General features: G+C 55.3%; 13 protein-coding genes, 2 tRNA genes and 4 rRNA genes. 9 read left to right on the forward strand and 10 right to left on the reverse strand.

Going from position 1 to position 22,688, the window contains the following annotated elements; all coding sequences use genetic code 11:
* Positions 1 to 9 precede the first annotated feature (9 nt).
* Positions 10 to 633: a cysteine protease LapG gene (lapG, locus tag NMB39_RS28045; RefSeq protein WP_225924429.1), complete on the reverse strand. Its 624-nt coding sequence runs from the start codon at positions 631 to 633 to the stop codon at positions 10 to 12.
* Positions 634 to 952: 319 nt separating this feature from the next.
* Here lapG and NMB39_RS28050 point away from each other — a divergent pair, with 319 nt between their 5' ends.
* From NMB39_RS28050 to NMB39_RS28070, 5 genes are all read left to right on the forward strand, one after another.
* Entirely contained in the window at positions 953 to 1,663 is a 711-nt protein-coding gene (locus tag NMB39_RS28050) for a GntR family transcriptional regulator (RefSeq protein ID WP_057025707.1), read from the forward strand.
* A gap of 366 nt (positions 1,664 to 2,029) precedes the next feature.
* A complete protein-coding gene (locus tag NMB39_RS28055) occupies positions 2,030 to 2,788 on the forward strand; it encodes a DUF3050 domain-containing protein (RefSeq protein ID WP_198721368.1) in 759 nt (252 codons plus the stop codon).
* Positions 2,785 to 3,732: a diiron oxygenase gene (locus tag NMB39_RS28060; protein ID WP_494339769.1), complete on the forward strand. Its 948-nt coding sequence runs from the start codon at positions 2,785 to 2,787 to the stop codon at positions 3,730 to 3,732. Before NMB39_RS28055 ends, NMB39_RS28060 begins: the two co-directional genes overlap by 4 nt.
* Positions 3,729 to 7,106, forward strand: coding sequence for an amino acid adenylation domain-containing protein (locus NMB39_RS28065; RefSeq protein ID WP_494339768.1), 3,378 nt, complete (start codon positions 3,729 to 3,731; stop codon positions 7,104 to 7,106). Before NMB39_RS28060 ends, NMB39_RS28065 begins: the two co-directional genes overlap by 4 nt.
* 19 nt (positions 7,107 to 7,125) lie before the next feature.
* Positions 7,126 to 7,584 (forward strand): SRPBCC family protein, encoded by a 459-nt coding sequence (locus NMB39_RS28070; protein ID WP_057025703.1) that lies wholly within the window; start codon positions 7,126 to 7,128, stop codon positions 7,582 to 7,584.
* Between the two features lie 39 nt (positions 7,585 to 7,623).
* Here NMB39_RS28070 and NMB39_RS28075 read toward each other — a convergent pair whose 3' ends face one another.
* From NMB39_RS28075 to NMB39_RS28115, 9 genes are all read right to left on the reverse strand, one after another.
* Positions 7,624 to 9,504, reverse strand: a complete 1,881-nt coding sequence (locus NMB39_RS28075) for a methyl-accepting chemotaxis protein (protein ID WP_043051464.1) — start codon at positions 9,502 to 9,504, stop codon at positions 7,624 to 7,626.
* A 269-nt stretch (positions 9,505 to 9,773) separates the two neighbouring features.
* Positions 9,774 to 9,889: ribosomal RNA gene (gene rrf, locus NMB39_RS28080) — 5S ribosomal RNA — on the reverse strand.
* A gap of 109 nt (positions 9,890 to 9,998) precedes the next feature.
* Positions 9,999 to 10,114 (reverse strand): 5S ribosomal RNA (rrf, locus tag NMB39_RS28085).
* A gap of 157 nt (positions 10,115 to 10,271) precedes the next feature.
* A 23S ribosomal RNA gene (locus NMB39_RS28090) occupies positions 10,272 to 13,163 on the reverse strand.
* Between the two features lie 247 nt (positions 13,164 to 13,410).
* Positions 13,411 to 13,486: transfer RNA gene (locus tag NMB39_RS28095), tRNA-Ala, on the reverse strand.
* A 30-nt stretch (positions 13,487 to 13,516) separates the two neighbouring features.
* Positions 13,517 to 13,593, reverse strand: a tRNA-Ile gene (locus NMB39_RS28100).
* Between the two features lie 82 nt (positions 13,594 to 13,675).
* Positions 13,676 to 15,212 (reverse strand): 16S ribosomal RNA (locus NMB39_RS28105).
* Together the 16S, 23S and 5S rRNA genes with 2 tRNA genes alongside form the textbook arrangement of a ribosomal RNA operon.
* A gap of 578 nt (positions 15,213 to 15,790) precedes the next feature.
* Positions 15,791 to 17,011: a CaiB/BaiF CoA transferase family protein gene (locus NMB39_RS28110; protein WP_057023165.1), complete on the reverse strand. Its 1,221-nt coding sequence runs from the start codon at positions 17,009 to 17,011 to the stop codon at positions 15,791 to 15,793.
* A gap of 13 nt (positions 17,012 to 17,024) precedes the next feature.
* Positions 17,025 to 18,206 carry an acyl-CoA dehydrogenase gene (locus NMB39_RS28115; protein WP_003187423.1) on the reverse strand — a complete coding sequence of 394 codons (1,182 nt, stop codon included), beginning with the start codon at positions 18,204 to 18,206 and terminating at the stop codon, positions 17,025 to 17,027.
* 157 nt (positions 18,207 to 18,363) lie between these two features.
* On the opposite strand from NMB39_RS28115, the gene NMB39_RS28120 reads away from it, so the two are divergent.
* The 4 genes from NMB39_RS28120 (at position 18,364) to NMB39_RS28135 (ending at position 22,613) form a co-directional block, all read left to right on the forward strand.
* The gene (locus NMB39_RS28120; RefSeq protein WP_198719469.1) at positions 18,364 to 19,263 is read left to right on the forward strand and encodes a LysR family transcriptional regulator; all 900 of its coding nucleotides are present in this window, start codon (positions 18,364 to 18,366) and stop codon (positions 19,261 to 19,263) included.
* Positions 19,264 to 19,716: 453 nt separating this feature from the next.
* Positions 19,717 to 20,838, forward strand: a complete 1,122-nt coding sequence (locus tag NMB39_RS28125; protein ID WP_046070300.1) for a Re/Si-specific NAD(P)(+) transhydrogenase subunit alpha — start codon at positions 19,717 to 19,719, stop codon at positions 20,836 to 20,838.
* Positions 20,839 to 20,853: 15 nt separating this feature from the next.
* Complete coding sequence (locus NMB39_RS28130) at positions 20,854 to 21,177, forward strand: NAD(P) transhydrogenase subunit alpha part 2 (protein ID WP_005783507.1); 324 nt, start codon at positions 20,854 to 20,856, stop codon at positions 21,175 to 21,177.
* Positions 21,177 to 22,613 (forward strand): NAD(P)(+) transhydrogenase (Re/Si-specific) subunit beta, encoded by a 1,437-nt coding sequence (locus tag NMB39_RS28135; RefSeq protein ID WP_046070299.1) that lies wholly within the window; start codon positions 21,177 to 21,179, stop codon positions 22,611 to 22,613. Before NMB39_RS28130 ends, NMB39_RS28135 begins: the two co-directional genes overlap by 1 nt.
* Positions 22,614 to 22,688 lie beyond the last annotated feature (75 nt).

Consider the following 22,688-nt stretch of genomic DNA (forward strand, 5'->3'; position numbering starts at 1 on the left):
CAGTTACTCCTAGTTGGCAGGCTCGGCTGGAAAGCCTTCCGCACGCATTTTTCTCAACACATCCTGCCAGCGCGACAAGCGTTTGGTATCACCGACTTTCTTGTTGCCCTTGGCGCCGGGCAAGTACAGGCCCTCGGCGTTGAATGAGTACACCGGGACCAGATCGGTGCGGCGGGTAGCCGGCAGGATTTCGTCCATCAGGCTGTCGAGCACCAGCGGGATGGCGTCGGGGGTTGAATAATAGGTCAGGACCATGTGCGCACGATTCTGTCGCAAGGCCTTGACATAGGTGATGCGCAATTTGTCGCTGGATACACCCAGATGACGCAAACTGAAATACTTTGCGATCGCGTAGTCTTCGCAGTCACCGGCCCCCTTCCAAAGGGCTTCGACGGGTGTCTCCCAATAGTCGATGACGTGCCAGAGGTCGATGTCCTCGACGTAGGTCATTTGCTTGTTGAAGAACAAGTTAACCACCTTGAGCTGCTCCGACTCGCTGACCTGTTTTTCAGTCGCCAATAGCCGTTGCCAGGCGTCGATACGCTGCTGGCCTTGGCCCAGCGGCCCGTATACGGCGGTAGCCTTGCGGCTGATCTGCGAGAAATCCCAATCGGCACGCAGCCCGCCAAGCATCAGGCCAGCCAATAAAATTGCCGATAAACACCAGCAAAGGATTCGATAGGGAATAAAACTTACCGCCAAGGCGTTCAGTCCATGAAAGAGACGGAATTTCAAGGGATGGTGAAGCCTCGCCCTACAAAAAACAATGGCACAGTGCAATCATTCATCAGTGGACTGAGTTTATAACCGCCCCTTGTGGGACTCACAAAGTAGGCTGCGTAAGCCCTTACAAACGGAAACTTAGGCTGTTTGACAAGCGCCTGACCCATCTCTAGTGTGCATTGGATCCAATTAGCCAAACTATTGTTCAAAAAAGGAGGATAGCGTAACCGTGACGCAGAAGCCGAACCCTTTAAGCAGCATCAAAATCAGCGGGCCTATTCCCGCCCATCTTGCTCGCTCCGTAATTGAAGAAACACTGCGCAACGCCATTCTCGATGGGCGATTGCCCTGTGGCACTGCGATGCGCCAGCAGGAGCTGGCCAGCTTGTTCGGCGTCAGCCGCATGCCCGTGCGCGAAGCCTTGCGCCAGCTGGAGGCGCAATCCTTGCTGCATGTGGTGACTCACAAGGGTGCCGTGGTTGCGCCCTTGATCGAGGACAATTCGGCTGAGACCTATGCCTTGCGCATGCTGCTGGAATCCGAAGCACTGCGCTTGTCGATTCCATTGCTCACCGAGAAAGATCTGTCCGAGGCCGAGGCGTGCATCAATGCGCTGGAATGCGAAAAGGACTATACCGAGATTGGTCGCCTCAATCGGCTGTTCCACATGGTTCTGTATGGCAAGGCACCCAACCAGCGACTGCTCACCTTGGTCGAGCACGGTCTGAATGAAGAGGAGCGCTTCCTGCGCTTCAACCTTGAGGCGATGGGACTAGGCGAGTCGTCCCAGGAGGACCACCGTGAATTGCTGAACTTGGTGGCACAGAAGAAGGTCGACGAGAGCATCCTGACGCTGCGTAATCACTTGATGCGTGGGATGGAGGTCATAGCCACCTACCTCAAGGGGCTTGAAACCACCGAAAAAAAAGCCGAGCAATAGAACCCTCGGCCCTCTATCGCGCTTTACCCCTGCGGGGCAACTTCCCTGGGAAGTTGCCACATTGGCAGACGGAAAACCCACTTAAACTTAATTAAATCGAAGAAACATCCGACACTGGGAATAGACAATTTACTTAAGAAAAACTACACAGAAAAAACATCTAATACATTTATAAGCCAGCCCAAACGTTTAATCAGTTTATTATCCTTTCCCGAAAAACCACACCTCCAAGTCCGCAGTGCACGTCTATGTCAGTGCTGCGCCGTGTGCGTTGTGTGGTCTCGATTTAACGTTCCCCTTCTATCTTACAACTACAAAATCCCAACACGGCTTTTGAGCACCTGCAACAATTCATAGGCGTCAACCATGTATCAAGAATTGCTTGAACAAAAAAAACTACAACTTTTCAATCATCCATTATTTACAGAAACAACTTCACTTAACAAGTTACAGCATTTCATGGAAAACCATGTATTTGCCGTCTGGGACTTCATGACCCTGACTAAACGCCTGCAACAGGACCTGACCTGTACACAGATACCCTGGCTCCCACCTGCGGACTCACAGGCTGCCCGCTTGATCAATGAAATAGTGCTGGGCGAGGAGTCAGACGAACACCCGACGCGGGGCTATTGCAGCCACTTCGAGCTGTACCTGGACGCCATGACGGAGGTCGGCGCCAGCACTGTCGCCATTAACCGCCTGATCGACCTGCAACGCGAGGGTGTGGAGGTCAGTGCCGCCTTGCACATGATCGATGCGCCACCAGGGGTGGCCCGCTTTGTCGACAGCACGGTGCAGGTCGCCTTGAGCGCCCCGACTCACTGCGTCGCGGCGGCTTTCCTGCATGGCCGTGAGAGTGTCATTCCGTCGATGTTCCAGCGGCTGTTGCACAGTCATGCGCTCATTGATCATGAGGCATCCACCTTATGTCACTACCTCAATCGTCACATCGAAATGGACAGCCACGACCATGGGCCGGCAGCGGAGCAATTGCTCAAGCGCCTGGTCGGAGCAGACCCGATTCGCCAGAAGCAAGCAGATAATGCGGCCCTCGACGCCGTGGAAAGTCGCATTACCTTTTGGGACGCAGTGCTGACTTCGATGCAAGGGGTACGCCAATGAACGTTGTCAATTATCGATCCTTTGCCGATGACTGGGAGCGGCGCGCGACCATTCGAACACGCCCCCGGCGCTTGCTGGAGGACGACGACAAACTCATCTTCCCTCTGTGCCGCCAACCCCTCGTGCTGAGCGCGACCTTCCTCGAGCGGTGCCCACAGTGGCGCGACTTCGTGCTGGTACAAAGTTTCTATAAATTCATCAATGACGTGGTGATCTTCGAAACCGAGATCGTCGACAAGACCGCTCGCAACATCGCCAAGAACCGTTTTTCACCGCCCTTCCCGCTCGCCTGCCGGTACGACGCGATGACCGTCGTGGTGGACGAGGACTATCACGCGTTGGTCGCGTTGGATTTCCTGCAACAAGCCGTGGAAATGACCGGTATCCAGCCGCTTGATCTGCCTGGGCAAATCGAATTGAGCCGCGCATTGCCGGCGGCACAGGCGCAGGTGCCAGCACATTTGCACGACGCCGTTGAGTTGATCGGCGTGGCCATTGCCGAAAACACCGTGACACATGACGTGGCAGCATTCTCCAAGGATGACAGCGTCAAGTCATCCATCCGCGGCCTGATGGCCGACCACCTGTTTGATGAGGGTCGCCACGCACAGTTCTGGACCCAGTTGGTGCGTCTCTACTGGCAATCGGCAAACCCGCATGAGCGCGACAGCATTGCTCAAGCTTTGCCCGTTTTCCTGGAGCATTACCTGACCAACGACCTGCAGAAGGACTTTGATCTGCACCTGATCGAACACTTGGAGATAAGCGCAGACACGCGTCTGGCACTGCGCCATGAAGTCTCTGCGCTGGATTTCCCCATCACCCACCAACATCCGCTGATAGGCAACATAATGAGCTTGCTGCGTCACAGCGGCGTGCTGCAGACACCCAGCGTGGCTCGGGCGCTGAGCAGCTACCTGCCTGCGGCGGGGAGGTCGGCATGAAACGTTTGACGATAGCGTGGGGCGCCGCCAGCAACGTCCTGGACCCCGTCAAGCAAGTACTGGAACAGTACGGTCATGCCTCGGGAACGGGGCCTGTCGACCTGGTGATTGAAGACGGTAGCCGGCCGCCGGCGCAATTATCCACCGACGCTTACTGGATGAGTTTGCGCATGGGCATTGGCCCGGTGTCCGAGAATGGACTGCCAGCCCTGCAATTTCGCTGCTATGACCGTGAACGACGCCTGTTGGCTGTGTACGACGTCGCAGAGGAACCCAGCGGCAATGGGCAGCGATTGCGTCACCAGGCAACGAACGCACTGGTGGAATGGCTCGCCTTGTTGGTTAGTAGATATTCCAGGGACCCAGCCTGCTTCACCGTTGTGGTCACCCCTAACGACTGGCCCGAACACAGTCTGACAGCGCTGGAAACCTTGGCGTTCAAGCATCGATTCAATCGCACGGCGGATCCAGCGCTGTTGCAGGCGGCCCAGACCCCCATGATTGAACGGCTGCAAGCCAGCCTGGACAAGTTCGCCACTCGAACAGCGTTGAATATCGCGGGCAACCTGCTGACTTATCATCAGCTCCAGGCACACGCCTTGGCGATCCAGCAGCGTCTGCTTCCACTGCTGGAGGGCATCGAAACTCAACCCGTGGTCGGCGTTTGCCTGGCAAAGTCCGTCGAGCTGTACGCAAGCATCCTTGCGGTGCTGGGGAGTGGTGCGGTGTATTTGCCTCTGGCGCCCGACCATCCGGTGCAGCGCCAACAGCAGATGCTGGAAGGCGCCGGCGCTTGTGTATTGCTGGAGAATGGACTGCATCCGCTGCGAGATCGCCTCGCCTCATTGGATGTCAGCAAGATCGAACCGTGCACCATCGCCCGTGCGCTACCACTGATGCGTGAACGTCCCAGTGCCGACACACCGTGCATGGCGCTTTTCACCTCGGGTACTACCGGATTTCCCAAGGGGGTGCTGCTTAGCCAATACAATCTGGCGCATTTCACCGCCTGGCTCGGCGCTTGTGTAGAGATGAGTGAAGAGAGCCGCGTGTTGCAGTTTTCGCCGTTGAGCTTCGACTCTTCATTGATCGATATTTTCCCTGCCTTGATAGCCGGCGCCGAGTTGATTATCCCCAGCACCGATCAACGTCACGACCCTCGACAACTGGTCGAATTGATTCGCGGGCAACGCGTCACCCATGGTTTTCTACCGCCGGCGCTGCTCAGCATCCTGCCGCTGGATCAGCCATTGGGTCTTACTCATCTACTCACTGGAGGCGATTTCTGCGAGCCCTATGTAATCGAACGACTGGCAGGCCAATGTCAGTTGCATAACTTCTATGGACCGACGGAGACCACGGTGCTGGCAACCCATAGAGTGTTCCGGCACGGCGACGGCCCTCGCAACGTCGGCCATCCCATCGCCAACAGCCAGGTGTTGATTCTCGACGAAAACCTGCAGCCGGTGGATGAACAGGTGCTGGGCGATTTGTATATTGCAGGCCCGGGGGTGAGCCTGGGTTATTTGAATGTACCGCAACGGGCCGACAGCCCTTTTGTTGCACTGACACTGCCTGACGGGCAGTTGCTGCACGCTTACCGTAGCGGTGACCTGGCGAAATGGACTCAGGACGGCATCGAGTTGGGTGGGCGTCGGGATGACCAAGTCAAAATTCGCGGATTCCGGGTCGAGCCCCTGGAAATCGAACAATGCCTGCGCAACAGTCGGTTGTTTCGCCAAGTGGCCGTAGTGATTGACCCGGGCCTCAGGGTCATCGCTTTTGTCACTCAACCCGAACCCAGCGCCACGCTGGCTGACTTGAAACAGTATGCCCGCCAGTGGCTGCCTGAACATATGCAGCCCGTCATCTGGAACGAGTTAGCGCGCATGCCGGGCTCGAGTAACGGCAAGATCGATCGCAATGCATTGCTGGCCATGCCGTTGTCCATCCCTCAAGAAGTGACGCGCAGCTGTGCTCAGACCGATCTGCAAAAGCTGTTGGTAGACCTGTGGGCGCAATTGCTGGCGTTACCCGCTGGCAAATTATCGATTGATGACAGCTTTTTCAATCTGGGCGGCCATTCCATCCTCTTGTCGACGTTATTGCTGCGCGTGCGCGAGCGGTTTGGCCGCAGCCTCTCCCTCAACCACTTTTTCGAGGCACCGACAATCCGCACATTGGCCGCCCTGATGGAAGGTGGTGTGTTGCCGGATACACCCGGCAGCCAAATGGAGAAAGATGCATCACAAGTGTTGGAAATTAAGATACTGCCCGAGGCCCGCTTGGGCGATCCGCGTAAAGTGATCGTCACCGGGGCGAATAGCTTTGTCGGGGCGCATATCGTCCACGCGCTGCTGGCTGCAGGAGCACAAGAGGTAGCGTGCCTTGTGCGGGAACTGCCAGGTCAATCGGCAACAGCAAGGTTTACCCAGGCCTTGCGTGAATACCATCTGGAACATCTGGACCTGAGCCGAGTGCAAGTATACGCCGCCGACATTCGCCAACCTCGCCTGGGCTTGGCATGCAATGTGTACGACCGCCTCGCTCGCGATTATGGCGTGGTGGTGCACAACGCGGCACAGGTCAATCATGTGATGGACTATGTGTCACTCGCCAAAGACAACGTCGAACCGGCCCTTGAGTGCCTGCGTCTTTGCGAGACCCATTGTAAAAAGGTGCTCAACTTCATCTCTACCCTATCAGCCTGCAGCAGCGTGGACGCCGATGGGTACGTCCTTGAAGCCCCTGCCGGGCACGCGTTACCGCTCTATGTGAAAAATGGCTATAACCTTACCAAGTGGGTGGCAGAACGGCTGTTAGGGCGGGCGAGGGAGCAAGGGGCCTGGGTGAATATCCATCGGCCCGGGAATATCAGCTTCAACAGTCAGAACGGTGTTTGCCAGCCGCAGAAAAATCGATTGATGTTGATGCTCAAGGGCTCCCTGCAATTGGGCGTGGCACCCCGCCTGAACGTGAACTTCGATTTGATGCCGGTGGACTTCCTGGCTGGGTTCATTGCCTTTCACAGCGCCCGCTTTACCCCTGGGCGGAACATATTCAACCTGCACAACCCGCAGCCCTTGAGCTGGGATCAGTATCTCGACGCGTTCAGCGAGGCCGGGCACGCCTTCGATCGGGTAGGCATTGAACACTGGCAACGGACGCTGCAAACGGTGAGTCGTGATAATGCGCTGTTTCGCGTGCTGGGCTTTTACCTGGACGGACTTGGCGAAGACATCGGCGACACTTCGATGATCCGTTACGACAATGCCCGCTGGGGCCTGGAAAAGATGGGTATGGACTATCCGCCAAAGAACCCGGAGCTGTTACGCAAGGGCTGTGACTACCTCACGGCCATCGGCTTCCTCTGAACTGCTTCAGGACTCCCCCATGAAACCGCTGCAACCCGATACGTTAATTCGCAATCCGATCGGTACACCGATTGTGGCTTCCGTCGTAGTCCCGTGTGAGGCTAAACGCCTGTGGGACGTGGTCGGTAGCTTTGATAGTTTTGATACCTTCATCCCAAGCCTGTCACACACCGAGATGACGGGTGTTGGCGTAGGCGCATTGCGCACTAAATTTTTCCACGATGGCCATTGCGTCGTGGAGCAACTGAACAGCCGAGACGAAAGCGCCATGTACATGACGTGGACCACCCTCTACAACACTTTGGGCGTGGCGCGCTTATGGGCAGCAATGAGTGTGGAAGCACTTGGCGCCCAGTGTTCCAAGGCAACCTGGACGCTGGTGGGCGAGCCGCAGGAAACGACTCAAGCTGAGTTTGAACAGTTTGCACAGACGTTCGCCGACAGCGCGTTGGAGAATGTGCGCCGGATGCTTGGCTAAGCAGTCGGAGCGAGGCCTCTCGCTCCGATGCAGTCAGGTTCAGATTTTGAAGCTATCGACCAATTGCTTCAATCGACTGGCCTGCTGGGACAGCGCATCGCAGTCCTTGAGCGTCTCGTTGAGGTTGGCCACGCCCTGCTGGTTCAGCAGGTTGATCTGGTTGATGTCAACGTTGAGGGTTTCAACGACTGCGGTCTGTTCTTCGGTTGCTGCCGCAACCGACTGGTTCATGCCATCTATTTCAACGATGCGCTGCGTCACGCTGACCAGGCGCTCACCCGCCTGGTTGGCCACTTCAACGCTTTCTTCACTGGAGACCTGACTGGCATTCATGGTGGTCACTGCTTCTCGGGACCCCACTTGCAGGGAAGTGATCATCTTGTGGATCTCTTCTGCCGACTCTTGGGTACGGTGCGCCAGGTTACGCACTTCATCAGCCACCACTGCAAATCCACGTCCGGCTTCGCCGGCACGGGCAGCCTCGATCGCCGCGTTAAGGGCGAGCAAGTTGGTTTGCTGGGAGATACCTTTGATGACATCAAGAATATGACCGATGTTGTCGGTACTGGCATTCAAGGTTTCGATCTGAGTGCAGGACAGGCTGATCTTCTGCGACAGCTCCGACATCGCCTGGATGGTTTGCTCAACCACCTTACGCCCATCGTCAGCTTGCTCGCTGGCACCGCTGGCATGCTGCGAAGCATCTGCGGCGTTGCGCGCGATTTCTTGGGTAGCGGCACCCAGTTCGTTGATCGCAGCTGCGACGCTGTTGGTGCGAGCACTCTGTTCGTCGGAACCGATGATCGAGGCATTAGACGATGCCATTACACGCTGGGATAGATCGTGCACCTGCCGTGTTGCCGAAGACACCTCGGAAATCGAGGCGTGGATCCGCTCGACGAACTGGTTGAACGCACTACCGACTTCGCCGAATTCGTCTTTGCTGGTTACGTCTAGGCGGCGGGTCAAATCACCTTCGCCTTGGGCAATGTCCTTCATGGCAACGCCCATGGTAGTCAACGGACGCAGCAATACTTGGATAAGCAAGCTCAGGAGCACAGCAATGGCCACGACAGCAATCAACATCGCAATCAACGCTGAGGTACGGAATTTACCCAAAGGGGCATAGGCTTTTTCTTTATCAATCGACAGGCCGATGTACCAGTCGGCGCCAGGCAAACCGCTGATAGGCGTGAACGACAGAATGCGATCCTGGTGATTGAGGACGACGTCCTGGTTGACCTTTTCGATGCGTACGTTGTTGCCAGAGTAGATGTCCTTGAGGTTTTTCATCACCTGGTCCTGGTCAGGGCTGACGATGACTTGACCATCACCGCTGACCAGGAATGCATGGCCGATGCCGCCGAAGTCTACCGAATTGATGATCTTCACCAGGGTTTGCAGACTCAGGTCGCCGCCGACAACACCCAACAATTCGCCGTTCTTCTTCACAGGCATGGCAATTGTCACGATCTGGCCGCCCACAGCCGCCATATAAGGCGGAGTAAGCATGGTTTTGTCCGCTACTACCGCTTGCTTGTACCAAGGGCGCTGACGAGGGTCGTAGTCGTCAGGCATCTTCGCATCAGGACGCTGAGTGAACACGCCGTTGGTCTGACCCACGTAGGTGAACTGGAAGTTGGAGGTGAGCGCTGGCTGATCGACCAGCCCGGGAAGGTCGGCCGCATTGCCCTGATGAGCTACGTTCTGCGCCAGGTTCTCGAGGACCAGGATGCGACCACTGAGCCAGTTCTGCACACTGCTGGCAGTGAGTTCGCCGGATTGTTGAATGGACGAGGCCAGGTTTTGCTTGATCGTGTTGCGTTGTAGATAGTCGTTGTACAGCGTGAATAACGCGAAGGCTAAAACCACGACGCCTGACGCGGCCAACAGAATTTTATGACTGAACTTGAGATTCATTTCATCGACTTCTTTTGCCAAAGGGGTGAGCGTGCCGAGTGGAACATTCCATGTAACGGGATAGGCGGACTCTACGGTCGCTCTATTTCGGTGCACGCATGGCTCGTCAGGGTTTCGGCCAAACTTCGGCAAATCTTAGGAATTTGTGAGAAGCATCTTCTTTTAGCGTAGGAAACCGACAGACGGCTGGTTAGCGGAATTGTTGTTTTGGGTCGCCCTAAACGACAAAACCCCTGTCTGCGCTAGCAGACAGGGGTTTCGGAATTCAATCTTGACGATGACCTACTCTCACATGGGGAAACCCCACACTACCATCGGCGATGCATCGTTTCACTGCTGAGTTCGGGATGGGATCAGGTGGTTCCAATGCTCTATGGTCGTCAAGAAATTCTGTGTACCAGGCCGTTGCGTTGGCAACGGGCCGGTGAAATTCATGAGTTTCTATATAAACAAAACCCCTGTCTGCGTTAGCAAACAGGGGTTTTGGAATTTAATCTTGACGATGACCTACTCTCACATGGGGAAACCCCACACTACCATCGGCGATGCATCGTTTCACTACTGAGTTCGGGATGGGATCAGGTGGTTCCAATGCTCTATGGTCGTCAAGAAATTCGGGTACTGAGTCGTGACCAGCTGGCCTCGCTTCAGCAAATTGGGTATGTGACAGTTGTCGGTGTTTTGTGAGCTTCGAACTTTCGGTTCATTTCGTCTTCACACACCGCAATCTGATGCTCGTTAGAGTAGTCAAATTGCTTGGGTGTTATATGGTCAAGCCTCACGGGCAATTAGTATTGGTTAGCTCAACGCCTCACAGCGCTTACACACCCAACCTATCAACGTCGTAGTCTTCGACGGCCCTTCAGGGGACTCAAGGTCCCAGTGAGATCTCATCTTGAGGCTAGTTTCCCGCTTAGATGCTTTCAGCGGTTATCTATTCCGAACATAGCTACCCGGCAATGCCACTGGCGTGACAACCGGAACACCAGAGGTTCGTCCACTCCGGTCCTCTCGTACTAGGAGCAGCCCCTCTCAAATCTCAAACGTCCACGGCAGATAGGGACCGAACTGTCTCACGACGTTCTAAACCCAGCTCGCGTACCACTTTAAATGGCGAACAGCCATACCCTTGGGACCGGCTTCAGCCCCAGGATGTGATGAGCCGACATCGAGGTGCCAAACACCGCCGTCGATATGAACTCTTGGGCGGTATCAGCCTGTTATCCCCGGAGTACCTTTTATCCGTTGAGCGATGGCCCTTCCATACAGAACCACCGGATCACTAAGACCTACTTTCGTACCTGCTCGACGTGTCTGTCTCGCAGTCAAGCGCGCTTTTGCCTTTATACTCTACGACCGATTTCCGACCGGTCTGAGCGCACCTTCGTACTCCTCCGTTACTCTTTAGGAGGAGACCGCCCCAGTCAAACTACCCACCATACACTGTCCTCGATCCGGATAACGGACCTGAGTTAGAACCTCAAAGTTGCCAGGGTGGTATTTCAAGGTTGGCTCCACGCAGACTGGCGTCCACGCTTCAAAGCCTCCCACCTATCCTACACAAGCAAATTCAAAGTCCAGTGCAAAGCTATAGTAAAGGTTCACGGGGTCTTTCCGTCTAGCCGCGGATACACTGCATCTTCACAGCGATTTCAATTTCACTGAGTCTCGGGTGGAGACAGCGCCGCCATCGTTACGCCATTCGTGCAGGTCGGAACTTACCCGACAAGGAATTTCGCTACCTTAGGACCGTTATAGTTACGGCCGCCGTTTACCGGGGCTTCGATCAAGAGCTTCGCGTTAGCTAACCCCATCAATTAACCTTCCGGCACCGGGCAGGCGTCACACCCTATACGTCCACTTTCGTGTTTGCAGAGTGCTGTGTTTTTAATAAACAGTCGCAGCGGCCTGGTATCTTCGACCGGCATGAGCTTACGGAGCAAGTCCTTCACCCTCACCGGCGCACCTTCTCCCGAAGTTACGGTGCCATTTTGCCTAGTTCCTTCACCCGAGTTCTCTCAAGCGCCTTGGTATTCTCTACCCAACCACCTGTGTCGGTTTGGGGTACGGTTCCTGGTTACCTGAAGCTTAGAAGCTTTTCTTGGAAGCATGGCATCAACCACTTCGTCATCTAAAAGATGACTCGTCATCAGCTCTCGGCCTTAAGATCCCGGATTTACCTAAGATCTCAGCCTACCACCTTAAACTTGGACAACCAACGCCAAGCTGGCCTAGCCTTCTCCGTCCCTCCATCGCAATAACCAGAAGTACAGGAATATTAACCTGTTTTCCATCGACTACGCTTTTCAGCCTCGCCTTAGGGACCGACTAACCCTGCGTCGATTAACGTTGCGCAGGAAACCTTGGTCTTTCGGCGTGGGTGTTTTTCACACCCATTGTCGTTACTCATGTCAGCATTCGCACTTCTGATACCTCCAGCAAGCTTCTCAACTCACCTTCACAGGCTTACAGAACGCTCCTCTACCGCATCACTTACGTGATACCCGTAGCTTCGGTGTATGGTTTGAGCCCCGTTACATCTTCCGCGCAGGCCGACTCGACTAGTGAGCTATTACGCTTTCTTTAAAGGGTGGCTGCTTCTAAGCCAACCTCCTAGCTGTCTAAGCCTTCCCACATCGTTTCCCACTTAACCATAACTTTGGGACCTTAGCTGACGGTCTGGGTTGTTTCCCTTTTCACGACGGACGTTAGCACCCGCCGTGTGTCTCCCATGCTCGGCACTTGTAGGTATTCGGAGTTTGCATCGGTTTGGTAAGTCGGGATGACCCCCTAGCCGAAACAGTGCTCTACCCCCTACAGTGATACATGAGGCGCTACCTAAATAGCTTTCGAGGAGAACCAGCTATCTCCGAGCTTGATTAGCCTTTCACTCCGATCCACAGGTCATCCGCTAACTTTTCAACGGTAGTCGGTTCGGTCCTCCAGTTAGTGTTACCCAACCTTCAACCTGCCCATGGATAGATCGCCCGGTTTCGGGTCTATTCCCAGCGACTAGACGCCCTATTAAGACTCGCTTTCGCTACGCCTCCCCTATTCGGTTAAGCTCGCCACTGAAAATAAGTCGCTGACCCATTATACAAAAGGTACGCAGTCACCCAACAAAGTGGGCTCCCACTGCTTGTACGCATACGGTTTCAGGATCTATTTCACTCCCCTCTCCGGGGTTCTTTTCGCCTTTCCCTCACGGTACTAGTTCACTATCGGTCAGTCAGTAGTATTTAGCCTTGGAGGATGGTCCCCCCATATTCAGACAAAGTTTCTCGTGCTCCGTCCTACTCGATTTCATGACTAAGAGATTTTCGCGTACAGGGCTATCACCCACTATGGCCGCACTTTCCAGAGCGTTCCGCTAATCTCAAAGCCACTTAAGGGCTAGTCCCCGTTCGCTCGCCACTACTAAGGGAATCTCGGTTGATTTCTTTTCCTCAGGGTACTTAGATGTTTCAGTTCCCCTGGTTCGCCTCTTGCACCTATGTATTCAGTACAAGATAACCATCTTATGATGGCTGGGTTCCCCCATTCAGACATCTCCGGATCAAAGTCTGTTTGCCGACTCCCCGAAGCTTTTCGCAGGCTACCACGTCTTTCATCGCCTCTGACTGCCAAGGCATCCACCGTATGCGCTTCTTCACTTGACCATATAACCCCAAGCAATCTGGTTATACTGTGAAGACGACATTCGCCGAAAATTCGAATTTCTCAGTTAAGAGAACTCACAAATTTTACCTTAGCCTGATCCGTTACCAGTGAAAGTAACGTTCAGTCTATCTTTCTATCACATACCCAAATTTTTAAAGAACGAACTAGTCAAAGACTAGAAATCAACATTCACCATCACAGCGATGGAATGCTCATTTCTAAGCTTTATACAAACAGAAGCAGTAGTGGTGGAGCCAAACGGGATCGAACCGTTGACCTCCTGCGTGCAAGGCAGGCGCTCTCCCAGCTGAGCTATGGCCCCGTATTTCTACAGGCGTTTCCCACACAAAATTGGTGGGTCTGGGCAGATTCGAACTGCCGACCTCACCCTTATCAGGGGTGCGCTCTAACCAACTGAGCTACAGACCCAATTTCGGGCTGCTTCTTATCGTCTTCTTCAATGAATCAAGCAATTCGTGTGGGAACTTATGGAGCAGCTGATGTCGTCGATTAAGGAGGTGATCCAGCCGCAGGTTCCCCTACGGCTACCTTGTTACGACTTCACCCCAGTCATGAATCACACCGTGGTAACCGTCCTCCCGAAGGTTAGACTAGCTACTTCTGGTGCAACCCACTCCCATGGTGTGACGGGCGGTGTGTACAAGGCCCGGGAACGTATTCACCGCGACATTCTGATTCGCGATTACTAGCGATTCCGACTTCACGCAGTCGAGTTGCAGACTGCGATCCGGACTACGATCGGTTTTCTGGGATTAGCTCCACCTCGCGGCTTGGCAACCCTCTGTACCGACCATTGTAGCACGTGTGTAGCCCAGGCCGTAAGGGCCATGATGACTTGACGTCATCCCCACCTTCCTCCGGTTTGTCACCGGCAGTCTCCTTAGAGTGCCCACCATTACGTGCTGGTAACTAAGGACAAGGGTTGCGCTCGTTACGGGACTTAACCCAACATCTCACGACACGAGCTGACGACAGCCATGCAGCACCTGTCTCAATGTTCCCGAAGGCACCAATCTATCTCTAGAAAGTTCATTGGATGTCAAGGCCTGGTAAGGTTCTTCGCGTTGCTTCGAATTAAACCACATGCTCCACCGCTTGTGCGGGCCCCCGTCAATTCATTTGAGTTTTAACCTTGCGGCCGTACTCCCCAGGCGGTCAACTTAATGCGTTAGCTGCGCCACTAAGAGCTCAAGGCTCCCAACGGCTAGTTGACATCGTTTACGGCGTGGACTACCAGGGTATCTAATCCTGTTTGCTCCCCACGCTTTCGCACCTCAGTGTCAGTATTAGTCCAGGTGGTCGCCTTCGCCACTGGTGTTCCTTCCTATATCTACGCATTTCACCGCTACACAGGAAATTCCACCACCCTCTACCATACTCTAGTCAGTCAGTTTTGAATGCAGTTCCCAGGTTGAGCCCGGGGATTTCACATCCAACTTAACAAACCACCTACGCGCGCTTTACGCCCAGTAATTCCGATTAACGCTTGCACCCTCTGTATTACCGCGGCTGCTGGCACAGAGTTAGCCGGTGCTTATTCTGTCGGTAACGTCAAAATTGCAGAGTATTAATCTACAACCCTTCCTCCCAACTTAAAGTGCTTTACAATCCGAAGACCTTCTTCACACACGCGGCATGGCTGGATCAGGCTTTCGCCCATTGTCCAATATTCCCCACTGCTGCCTCCCGTAGGAGTCTGGACCGTGTCTCAGTTCCAGTGTGACTGATCATCCTCTCAGACCAGTTACGGATCGTCGCCTTGGTGAGCCATTACCCCACCAACTAGCTAATCCGACCTAGGCTCATCTGATAGCGCAAGGCCCGAAGGTCCCCTGCTTTCTCCCGTAGGACGTATGCGGTATTAGCGTCCGTTTCCGAACGTTATCCCCCACTACCAGGCAGATTCCTAGGCATTACTCACCCGTCCGCCGCTCTCAAGAGAAGCAAGCTTCTCTCTACCGCTCGACTTGCATGTGTTAGGCCTGCCGCCAGCGTTCAATCTGAGCCATGATCAAACTCTTCAGTTCAAACATCTTTGGGTTTTTAAGAAACCCTAAACTTGGCTCAGCAATCGTTGGTTACATCTTTGATTTCTCGCGGAGTAACTTGTGATGCTGATAATCTTGTTGACTATCAGTCTGACTCCACAAGCACCCACACGAATTGCTTGATTCAGTTGTTAAAGAGCGGTTGGTTAAGAGCTTTCGTCTCAACCGAGGCGCGCATTCTACAGCAGCCTCATTTACTGTCAAGTGATTATTTTCAGAAGCTTTCGAAGATTTCTTCAACAACTTCAACCACTTGCGCTTCTGATCTCTCATCAGCGGGAGGCGAATTCTACAGCGTTACACGCTGCTGTCAACACCTCTTTTTCAACTTCCTTTGGGCTTCGATGAACTGAAGCTACTTGCTGCCGAAAACTTCATAACTCATTGTTTACCAAGGAGTTTTCCGTTTCGACTGCGCCGGAAGTGGGGCGAATTATAGGCTTCCAGAATCTGCCGTCAACACTTAATTCTGCTTTTCTATCAATAAGTTAGGATTGATTAAAAAACGAGCACTCTCTAGAAGAACACTCTTCGCACTTCTATATAGAGGGAATAACTCAGATGACACCTGCCGCCTTCAACGCAGCCACATTAGCTGCACCCAACCCCAGAACCCCCTGCAACACCTGAAGCGTATGCTCCCCCAATAGAGGAGGCGCACTACGGTACTCCACAGGTGTCTTGGATAAACGTATCGGGTTGGCAACCTGAGGCACCATCCCCGCCAGCGCATGAGGCAGCTCCATAGCCAAGCCCCGCGCCTTGACCTGAGGATCGGCAAATACCTGCGCCAGATCATTGATCGGTCCGCACGGCACGCCCACTCGCTCCAACCCTGCCACCCATTCAGCAGTCGTCTTGAAGACCGTAGCCTGGCGGATCAATGGAATAAGCACCGCACGATTGGCTACTCGAGCCTTGTTGGTGGAGAAACGCGAGTCATCCGCCCACTGTGGCTGCCCAGCGACTTCGGCGAATTTACGGAATTGGCTGTCATTACCCACGGTAAGAATGAAATCCCCATCGGCTGTGGGAAAGTCCTGATAGGGCACTATATTAGGATGGGCATTCCCCAGGCGCTTCGGCGACGCTCCGGTTGTCAGGTAATTCATCGCCTGGTTTGCCAGGCAAGCCACCTGTACATCCAGCAGTGCCATATCGATATGTTGGCCACCACCATCATGATCGCGATGCGCCAGCGCTGCCAGGATCGCCACAGTTGAATAGAGCCCTGTCAGGATGTCCGTCAGCGCGACGCCAACCTTGACCGGCCCGGCCCCCTCATCCCCCTCAGGCCTGCCCGTCAGACTCATGAGCCCACCCAGCCCCTGGATCATGAAGTCGTAGCCGGCACGCGCTGCATAAGGCCCCGTCTGGCCAAACCCCGTGATTGAGCAATAGATCAGCTCCGGGTTGGCCTCCTTGAGCGATTCATAATCCAGGCCATAGGCTGCAAGCCCCCCGACCTTGAAGTTCTCGATCAAGATGTCCGACTTGGCAGCCAGATCGCGCACCAACTTTTGCCCCTCCTGTCGCGTAAAGTCGATAGTCACCGACTCTTTATTGCGGTTAGCCGAAAGGTAATACGCTGCCTCACTGGTGTTCTCGCCATCGGCATCTTTCAGGAAGGGCGGCCCCCAGGCGCGCGTGTCATCACCACTACCGGGTCTTTCGACCTTGATCACCTCGGCCCCAAGGTCTGCAAGGATCTGCCCGGACCAGGGTCCCGCCAGTACTCGCGACAAATCCAGTACCCGCAGATGCGAAAGCGCGCCCATGCCCATGCTCCTATTAGTAGAACGCCTGAAGACCGGTTTGTGCGCGCCCCAGAATCAAGGCATGCACGTCATGGGTCCCTTCATAGGTGTTGACCACCTCCAGGTTAACCAAGTGGCGCGCCACTCCGAACTCATCGGAGATGCCGTTGCCACCCAGCATGTCCCGGGCCATGCGTGCGATGTCCAGGGACTTGCCACAGGAGTTGCGCTTCATGATCGAAGTAATCTCAACCGCCGCCGTACCTTCGTCTTTCATCCGGCCCAGACGCAGGCAACCTTGAAGAGCCAGGGTGATTTCGGTCTGCATATCGGCCAGCTTCTTCTGGATCAACTGCGTGGCGGCTAATGGCCGACCAAACTGCTGACGATCAAGGGTGTACTGACGCGCCGTGTGCCAGCAGAACTCAGCAGCCCCCAGCGCCCCCCAGGAAATCCCGTACCGTGCCGAATTAAGACAAGTAAAAGGACCTTTCAACCCACGCACGTCCGGGAAGATGTTCTCTTCTGGCACGAATACGTTATCCATGACGATTTCACCGGTGATGGAGGCCCGTAGGCCGACCTTGCCGTGAATGGCCGGTGCGCTCAGGCCTTTCCACCCCTTCTCCAGGACGAAGCCACGGATATCGCCCGCATCGTCTTTGCCCCACACCACAAACACGTCCGCGATCGGACTGTTGGTAATCCACATCTTCGCGCCGGTCAGGCTATAGCCGCCATCCACTTTGCGCGCCCGGGTAATCATCGCGCCCGGGTCGGAGCCATGGTTAGGTTCGGTCAGGCCAAAACAGCCGATCCATTCGCCAGAAGCAAGCTTAGGCAGGTACTTCTGTTTCTGCGCCTCAGTGCCAAATTCATTGATCGGCACCATGACCAGTGACGACTGCACGCTCATCATCGAGCGATAGCCAGAGTCGACACGCTCCACTTCACGCGCAATCAACCCATAGCTGACGTAGTTCAAGCCACTGCCGCCGTACTGCTCGGGAATCATCGCGCCCAGTAAACCGGTTTCCCCCATCTCACGGAAGATCGCCGGGTCAGTCTTTTCATGACGGAAGGCTTCGAGTACACGCGGAGCCAGCTTGTCCTGAGCAAATTGCTCAGCGCTGTCGCGCACCATGCGCTCTTCTTCGGTGAGCTGTTGATCCAGCAGCAGCGGATCGATCCAGTTGAAGCTTGCCTTGCCAGCCATGAATAAGTCCTCGCGCAAAACATCAGAAGTCGTGGATGCAGACTAGGCCGGGTCGGCCCAGAGGGCAAACGAGGTTTGCGCATAGGCTTGTGCTAATTTCTCACTTCGTAACATTCAACCAGGCCAGAAATGCGCTTTATCTGTGAGGGCAACGTACATGCGCAGAAAAATTCCCAGCACCACCGCACTGATAAGCTTTGAAGCAGCAGCCCGTCACGAGAGCTTTACCAAGGCGGCGCAAGAGCTTTCGATCACCCAGGGCGCCATCTGCCGACAGATCGCCAGCCTAGAGGAGTTTTTAAGTGTCGAACTGTTTCGCCGCTCACGACGCGGTGTGAAGTTGACGGAGGCTGGCCTGTCTTATAGCCGCAGAGTGGCAACACAGCTAGACGCTGTGGAGCGAGACACCTTGTCCGTCATGGGCCAGCAGGGTGCCAACGTCATCGAACTGGCAGTGGTACCGACTTTCGGCACGCAATGGCTGATCCCGCGCCTCAAGGACTTTCAACGTCAGCACCCGGAAGTAACGGTCAACCTGACCAACCGCACACGCCCCTTCCTATTCGCCGACACGGAGTTCGACGCTGCGATCTATTTCGGCGATGCCGATTGGTCCGGTACAGAGTCCCACAGACTCATGGGCGAAAACCCTGTACCCGTGTGTAGCCCATGCTTACTCGGTGGCCGCACGCATTTCACCCCCCAGGAGATCGCCGAATTGCCGCTACTGCAGCAGACCACACGCCCCTATGCCTGGCGGCAATGGTTCAACGCCCGACAGCTGAACGTTCCCCGCGACATGACAGGCCCTAGATACGAGCTATTCTCGATGTTGTCCCAAGCGGCCACGCATGACATGGGCGTTGCGCTGATTCCGCCATTCCTCATCCAGCGGGAGCTGAAGGAGCAGCAGCTGGTCATTGCCAGCAGTGAAGCGTTGAGCAGCGAAAAGGCTTATTACCTGATGATTCCCGACAAAAAGGTCGAATCAGCCTCATTACACGCTTTCAGGGATTGGCTGGTCGACCAATCACAGCGCTACAGCCCCAGCACCTGAGGGAAACATCTCGAATTATTGACCCTGTAGTCAGGTTATTTTTAAGCCTACAGATATAAATATATGTCGCATTTGAACAGACTGTACTCATCGAACAGAAATACGGCTCCAAGCCATGATTTTCATGGCTTGGAGCGACACTTACCAGCCAATAACCGACTATTCACGCCAAAGATAGAAAAAGCAGCGAAAAACAGCTGCAGCCCTTTAATTACTTGTATTTAATGAGGTTATTCCATGGTGTTGCGACAATCAGTCACAGGGTGACTTGTAGTTAATTTTTCGTCACCCGTCATAATCCCTTGAAGGCCGTAAAGTTCGCCTGCAAAATGCCGCGCCCCGCTGTCATTTCAGCGGGATCGTGCTGATCGGCCGCCCCAGTTGCGCCACTCGCGGTGCACTGGCCTTTTTACAAAAAGATCAAAAGCAAAAAGATCATGCAGGAGATTTGACGTGCACATTGGTGTTCCTCTCGAAACCCAGACCGGTGAAACGCGGGTGGCTGCCACCCCGGAAACCATCAAGAAACTGATCGGCCAGGGCCATAAGGTCACTGTACAAAGCGGTGCCGGCATCAACGCCAGCATCGTCGACAGTGCCTATGAAACAGCAGGCGCAACCATTGGCAGCGCCAACGATGCATTTGGCGCCGAGCTGATCCTCAAGGTGGTTGCCCCCAGCGACAGCGAACTGGCGCTGATCAAAAGTGGCACCGTGTTGGTGGGCATGCTCAATCCGTTCAGCAACGAAACCATCGCCAAGCTCGCAGAGCGTGGCGTCACCGCCTTCGCCCTGGAAGCTGCGCCACGTACTTCACGGGCCCAAAGCCTGGACGTACTGTCCTCCCAGGCCAACATCGCCGGTTACAAGGCCGTGTTACTGGCCGCTCATCACTACCCGCGCTTCATGCCGATGCTGATGACCGCCGCTGGCACCGTAAAAGCTGCGCGCGTGTTGATCCTCGGCGCCGGTGTTGCGGGGCTGCAGGCCATCGCCACGGCGAAACGCCTGGGTGCGGTGATCGAGGCGTCCGACGTACGCCCGGCGGTTAAAGAGCAGATCGAATCCCTCGGTGCGAAATTTGTCGACGTACCTTACGAAACCGATGAAGAGCGTGAATGCGCCGTCGGTGTCGGTGGTTACGCACGCCCGATGCCGACCAGCTGGATGCAGCGCCAGGCCCTGGCCGTACACGAACGCGCCAAGCAGGCCGACATCGTTATCACCACAGCGTTGATCCCAGGCCGCAAGGCTCCAACCCTGCTGAGCGCCGATACCGTGGCGCAAATGAAGCCCGGTTCGGTAGTCATCGACCTCGCCGCCGCACAAGGCGGCAACTGCCCGCTGACCGTCGCCGACCAGGTGGTGGTGGAAAACGGCGTAATCATCTGCGGCCCGACCAACCTGGCGGGCGCTGTCGCCGCCGACGCGTCGGCCTTGTATGCACGCAACCTGCTGGACTTCCTTAAGCTGGTCTTCACCAAGGAAGGGCAGTTTGAAATCAACCTCGAAGACGACATCGTCGCCGCGTGCCTGATGTGCCGCGACGGCCAAGTCATCCGCAAAAACGCCTAAGCAGGGATTCAGACGATGGAAGAGCTTATCTCCCCCGGTATCTACAACCTGATCATCTTTGTGCTGGCGATTTATGTCGGTTATCACGTGGTCTGGAACGTAACACCCGCATTGCACACGCCGCTGATGGCCGTGACCAACGCCATTTCCGCGATTGTCATCGTCGGCGCCATGCTGGCTGCCGCGCTGACCGTCACCCCGCTGGGCAAGACTATGGGCACCCTGGCGGTAGCCTTGGCGGCAGTTAACGTATTCGGTGGTTTCCTGGTTACGCGTAGGATGCTTGAGATGTTCAAGAAGAAAGCGCCCAAAGCTGTGAAAGAAGAGGTGCAGAAGTAATGAGCATGAATCTGGTGACGACGCTCTACCTGATCGCGTCGATCTGTTTCATCCAGGCCCTCAAGGGCCTTTCGCACCCCACCACCTCGCGACGCGGCAACCTGTTCGGCATGCTCGGCATGGCGCTGGCGGTACTCACCACCGTCGGCCTCATCTATAAGCTGGGGGCTGAACTGGCGACTGCCGGTATCGGCTACGTCATCGTTGGCCTACTGGTTGGCGGTACCGCCGGCTCGATCATGGCCAAGCGTGTCGAAATGACCAAGATGCCCGAGTTGGTCGCCTTCATGCACAGCATGATCGGCTTGGCAGCAGTGTTCATCGCCATTGCCGCCGTGGTCGAGCCGCAGTCCCTGGGTATCGTCAAGCACTTGGGCGATTCGATCCCGGCCGGTAACCGCCTGGAACTGTTCCTCGGTGCTGCCATCGGTGCAATCACCTTCTCCGGCTCGGTGATCGCATTCGGCAAGCTGTCGGGCAAGTACAAGTTCCGCCTGTTCCAGGGCGCACCGGTACAGTTCGGTGGCCAACACAAACTGAACCTGGTGCTCGGCCTCGCAACCCTGGGCCTGGGCCTGGCGTTCATGTTCACCGGCAACCTCACCGCGTTCGCACTGATGCTGGCCCTGGCCTTCGTACTGGGTGTGCTGATCATCATCCCGATCGGCGGCGCTGACATGCCAGTAGTAGTGTCGATGCTTAACAGTTACTCCGGCTGGGCAGCGGCGGGCATTGGCTTCTCGCTGAACAACTCGATGTTGATCATCGCGGGCTCCCTGGTGGGCTCCAGCGGCGCGATCCTGTCGTACATCATGTGCAAGGCGATGAACCGCTCCTTCTTTAATGTGCTGCTGGGCGGTTTCGGCAACACAGTAGATGCCGGCGCGGCAGCTGGCTCCAAGGAAGCGCGCCCGGTGAAGTCCGGTTCGGCCGACGACGCCACGTTCTTGCTGACCAATGCCGACACGGTGATCATCGTGCCGGGCTATGGCTTGGCAGTCGCCCGGGCCCAACACGCGCTTAAAGAGCTGACTGAAAAGCTTACTCACCGCGGGGTCACTGTGAAGTACGCGATTCACCCCGTAGCGGGCCGTATGCCAGGGCATATGAACGTACTGCTGGCCGAGGCAGAAGTGCCTTACGACCAGGTATTCGAGATGGAAGACATCAACTCCGAGTTCGGCCAGGCCGACGTGGTGCTGGTGTTGGGCGCCAACGATGTGGTCAACCCGGCTGCGAAGAACGATCCGAACTCGCCGATTGCCGGCATGCCAATCCTCGAGGCGTTCAAGGCCAAGACCATCATCGTCAACAAGCGCTCGATGGCCAGCGGCTACGCGGGCCTGGATAACGAATTGTTCTACCTGGACAAGACCATGATGGTCTTCGGTGATGCCAAGAAGGTCATCGAAGACATGGTCAAAGCCGTCGAATAACACTGCGCCAGCGCAATACCCCAAACCCTGGCCTCCCGTAGGCTGGGGTTTTTTATTACGGGATGAAACCCGACC

The organism is Pseudomonas sp. FBCC-B545, from assembly GCF_059134095.1.

Bases quoted from the DNA above. Each gene is read 5' to 3' on its own strand.
- NMB39_RS28135 (WP_046070299.1), top strand. From the start codon at position 21,177: ATGAGCATGAATCTGGTGACGACGCTCTACCTGATCGCGTCGATCTGT.
- NMB39_RS28065 (WP_494339768.1), top strand. From the start codon at position 3,729: ATGAAACGTTTGACGATAGCGTGGGGCGCCGCCAGCAACGTCCTGGAC.
- NMB39_RS28120 (WP_198719469.1), top strand. From the start codon at position 18,364: ATGCGCAGAAAAATTCCCAGCACCACCGCACTGATAAGCTTTGAAGCA.
- NMB39_RS28070 (WP_057025703.1), top strand. From the start codon at position 7,126: ATGAAACCGCTGCAACCCGATACGTTAATTCGCAATCCGATCGGTACA.
- lapG (WP_225924429.1), bottom strand. From the start codon at position 633: ATGCTTGGCGGGCTGCGTGCCGATTGGGATTTCTCGCAGATCAGCCGC.
- NMB39_RS28115 (WP_003187423.1), bottom strand. From the start codon at position 18,206: ATGGCTGGCAAGGCAAGCTTCAACTGGATCGATCCGCTGCTGCTGGAT.
- NMB39_RS28075 (WP_043051464.1), bottom strand. From the start codon at position 9,504: ATGAATCTCAAGTTCAGTCATAAAATTCTGTTGGCCGCGTCAGGCGTC.
- NMB39_RS28060 (WP_494339769.1), top strand. From the start codon at position 2,785: ATGAACGTTGTCAATTATCGATCCTTTGCCGATGACTGGGAGCGGCGC.
- NMB39_RS28110 (WP_057023165.1), bottom strand. From the start codon at position 17,011: ATGGGCGCGCTTTCGCATCTGCGGGTACTGGATTTGTCGCGAGTACTG.
- NMB39_RS28055 (WP_198721368.1), top strand. From the start codon at position 2,030: ATGTATCAAGAATTGCTTGAACAAAAAAAACTACAACTTTTCAATCAT.
- NMB39_RS28130 (WP_005783507.1), top strand. From the start codon at position 20,854: ATGGAAGAGCTTATCTCCCCCGGTATCTACAACCTGATCATCTTTGTG.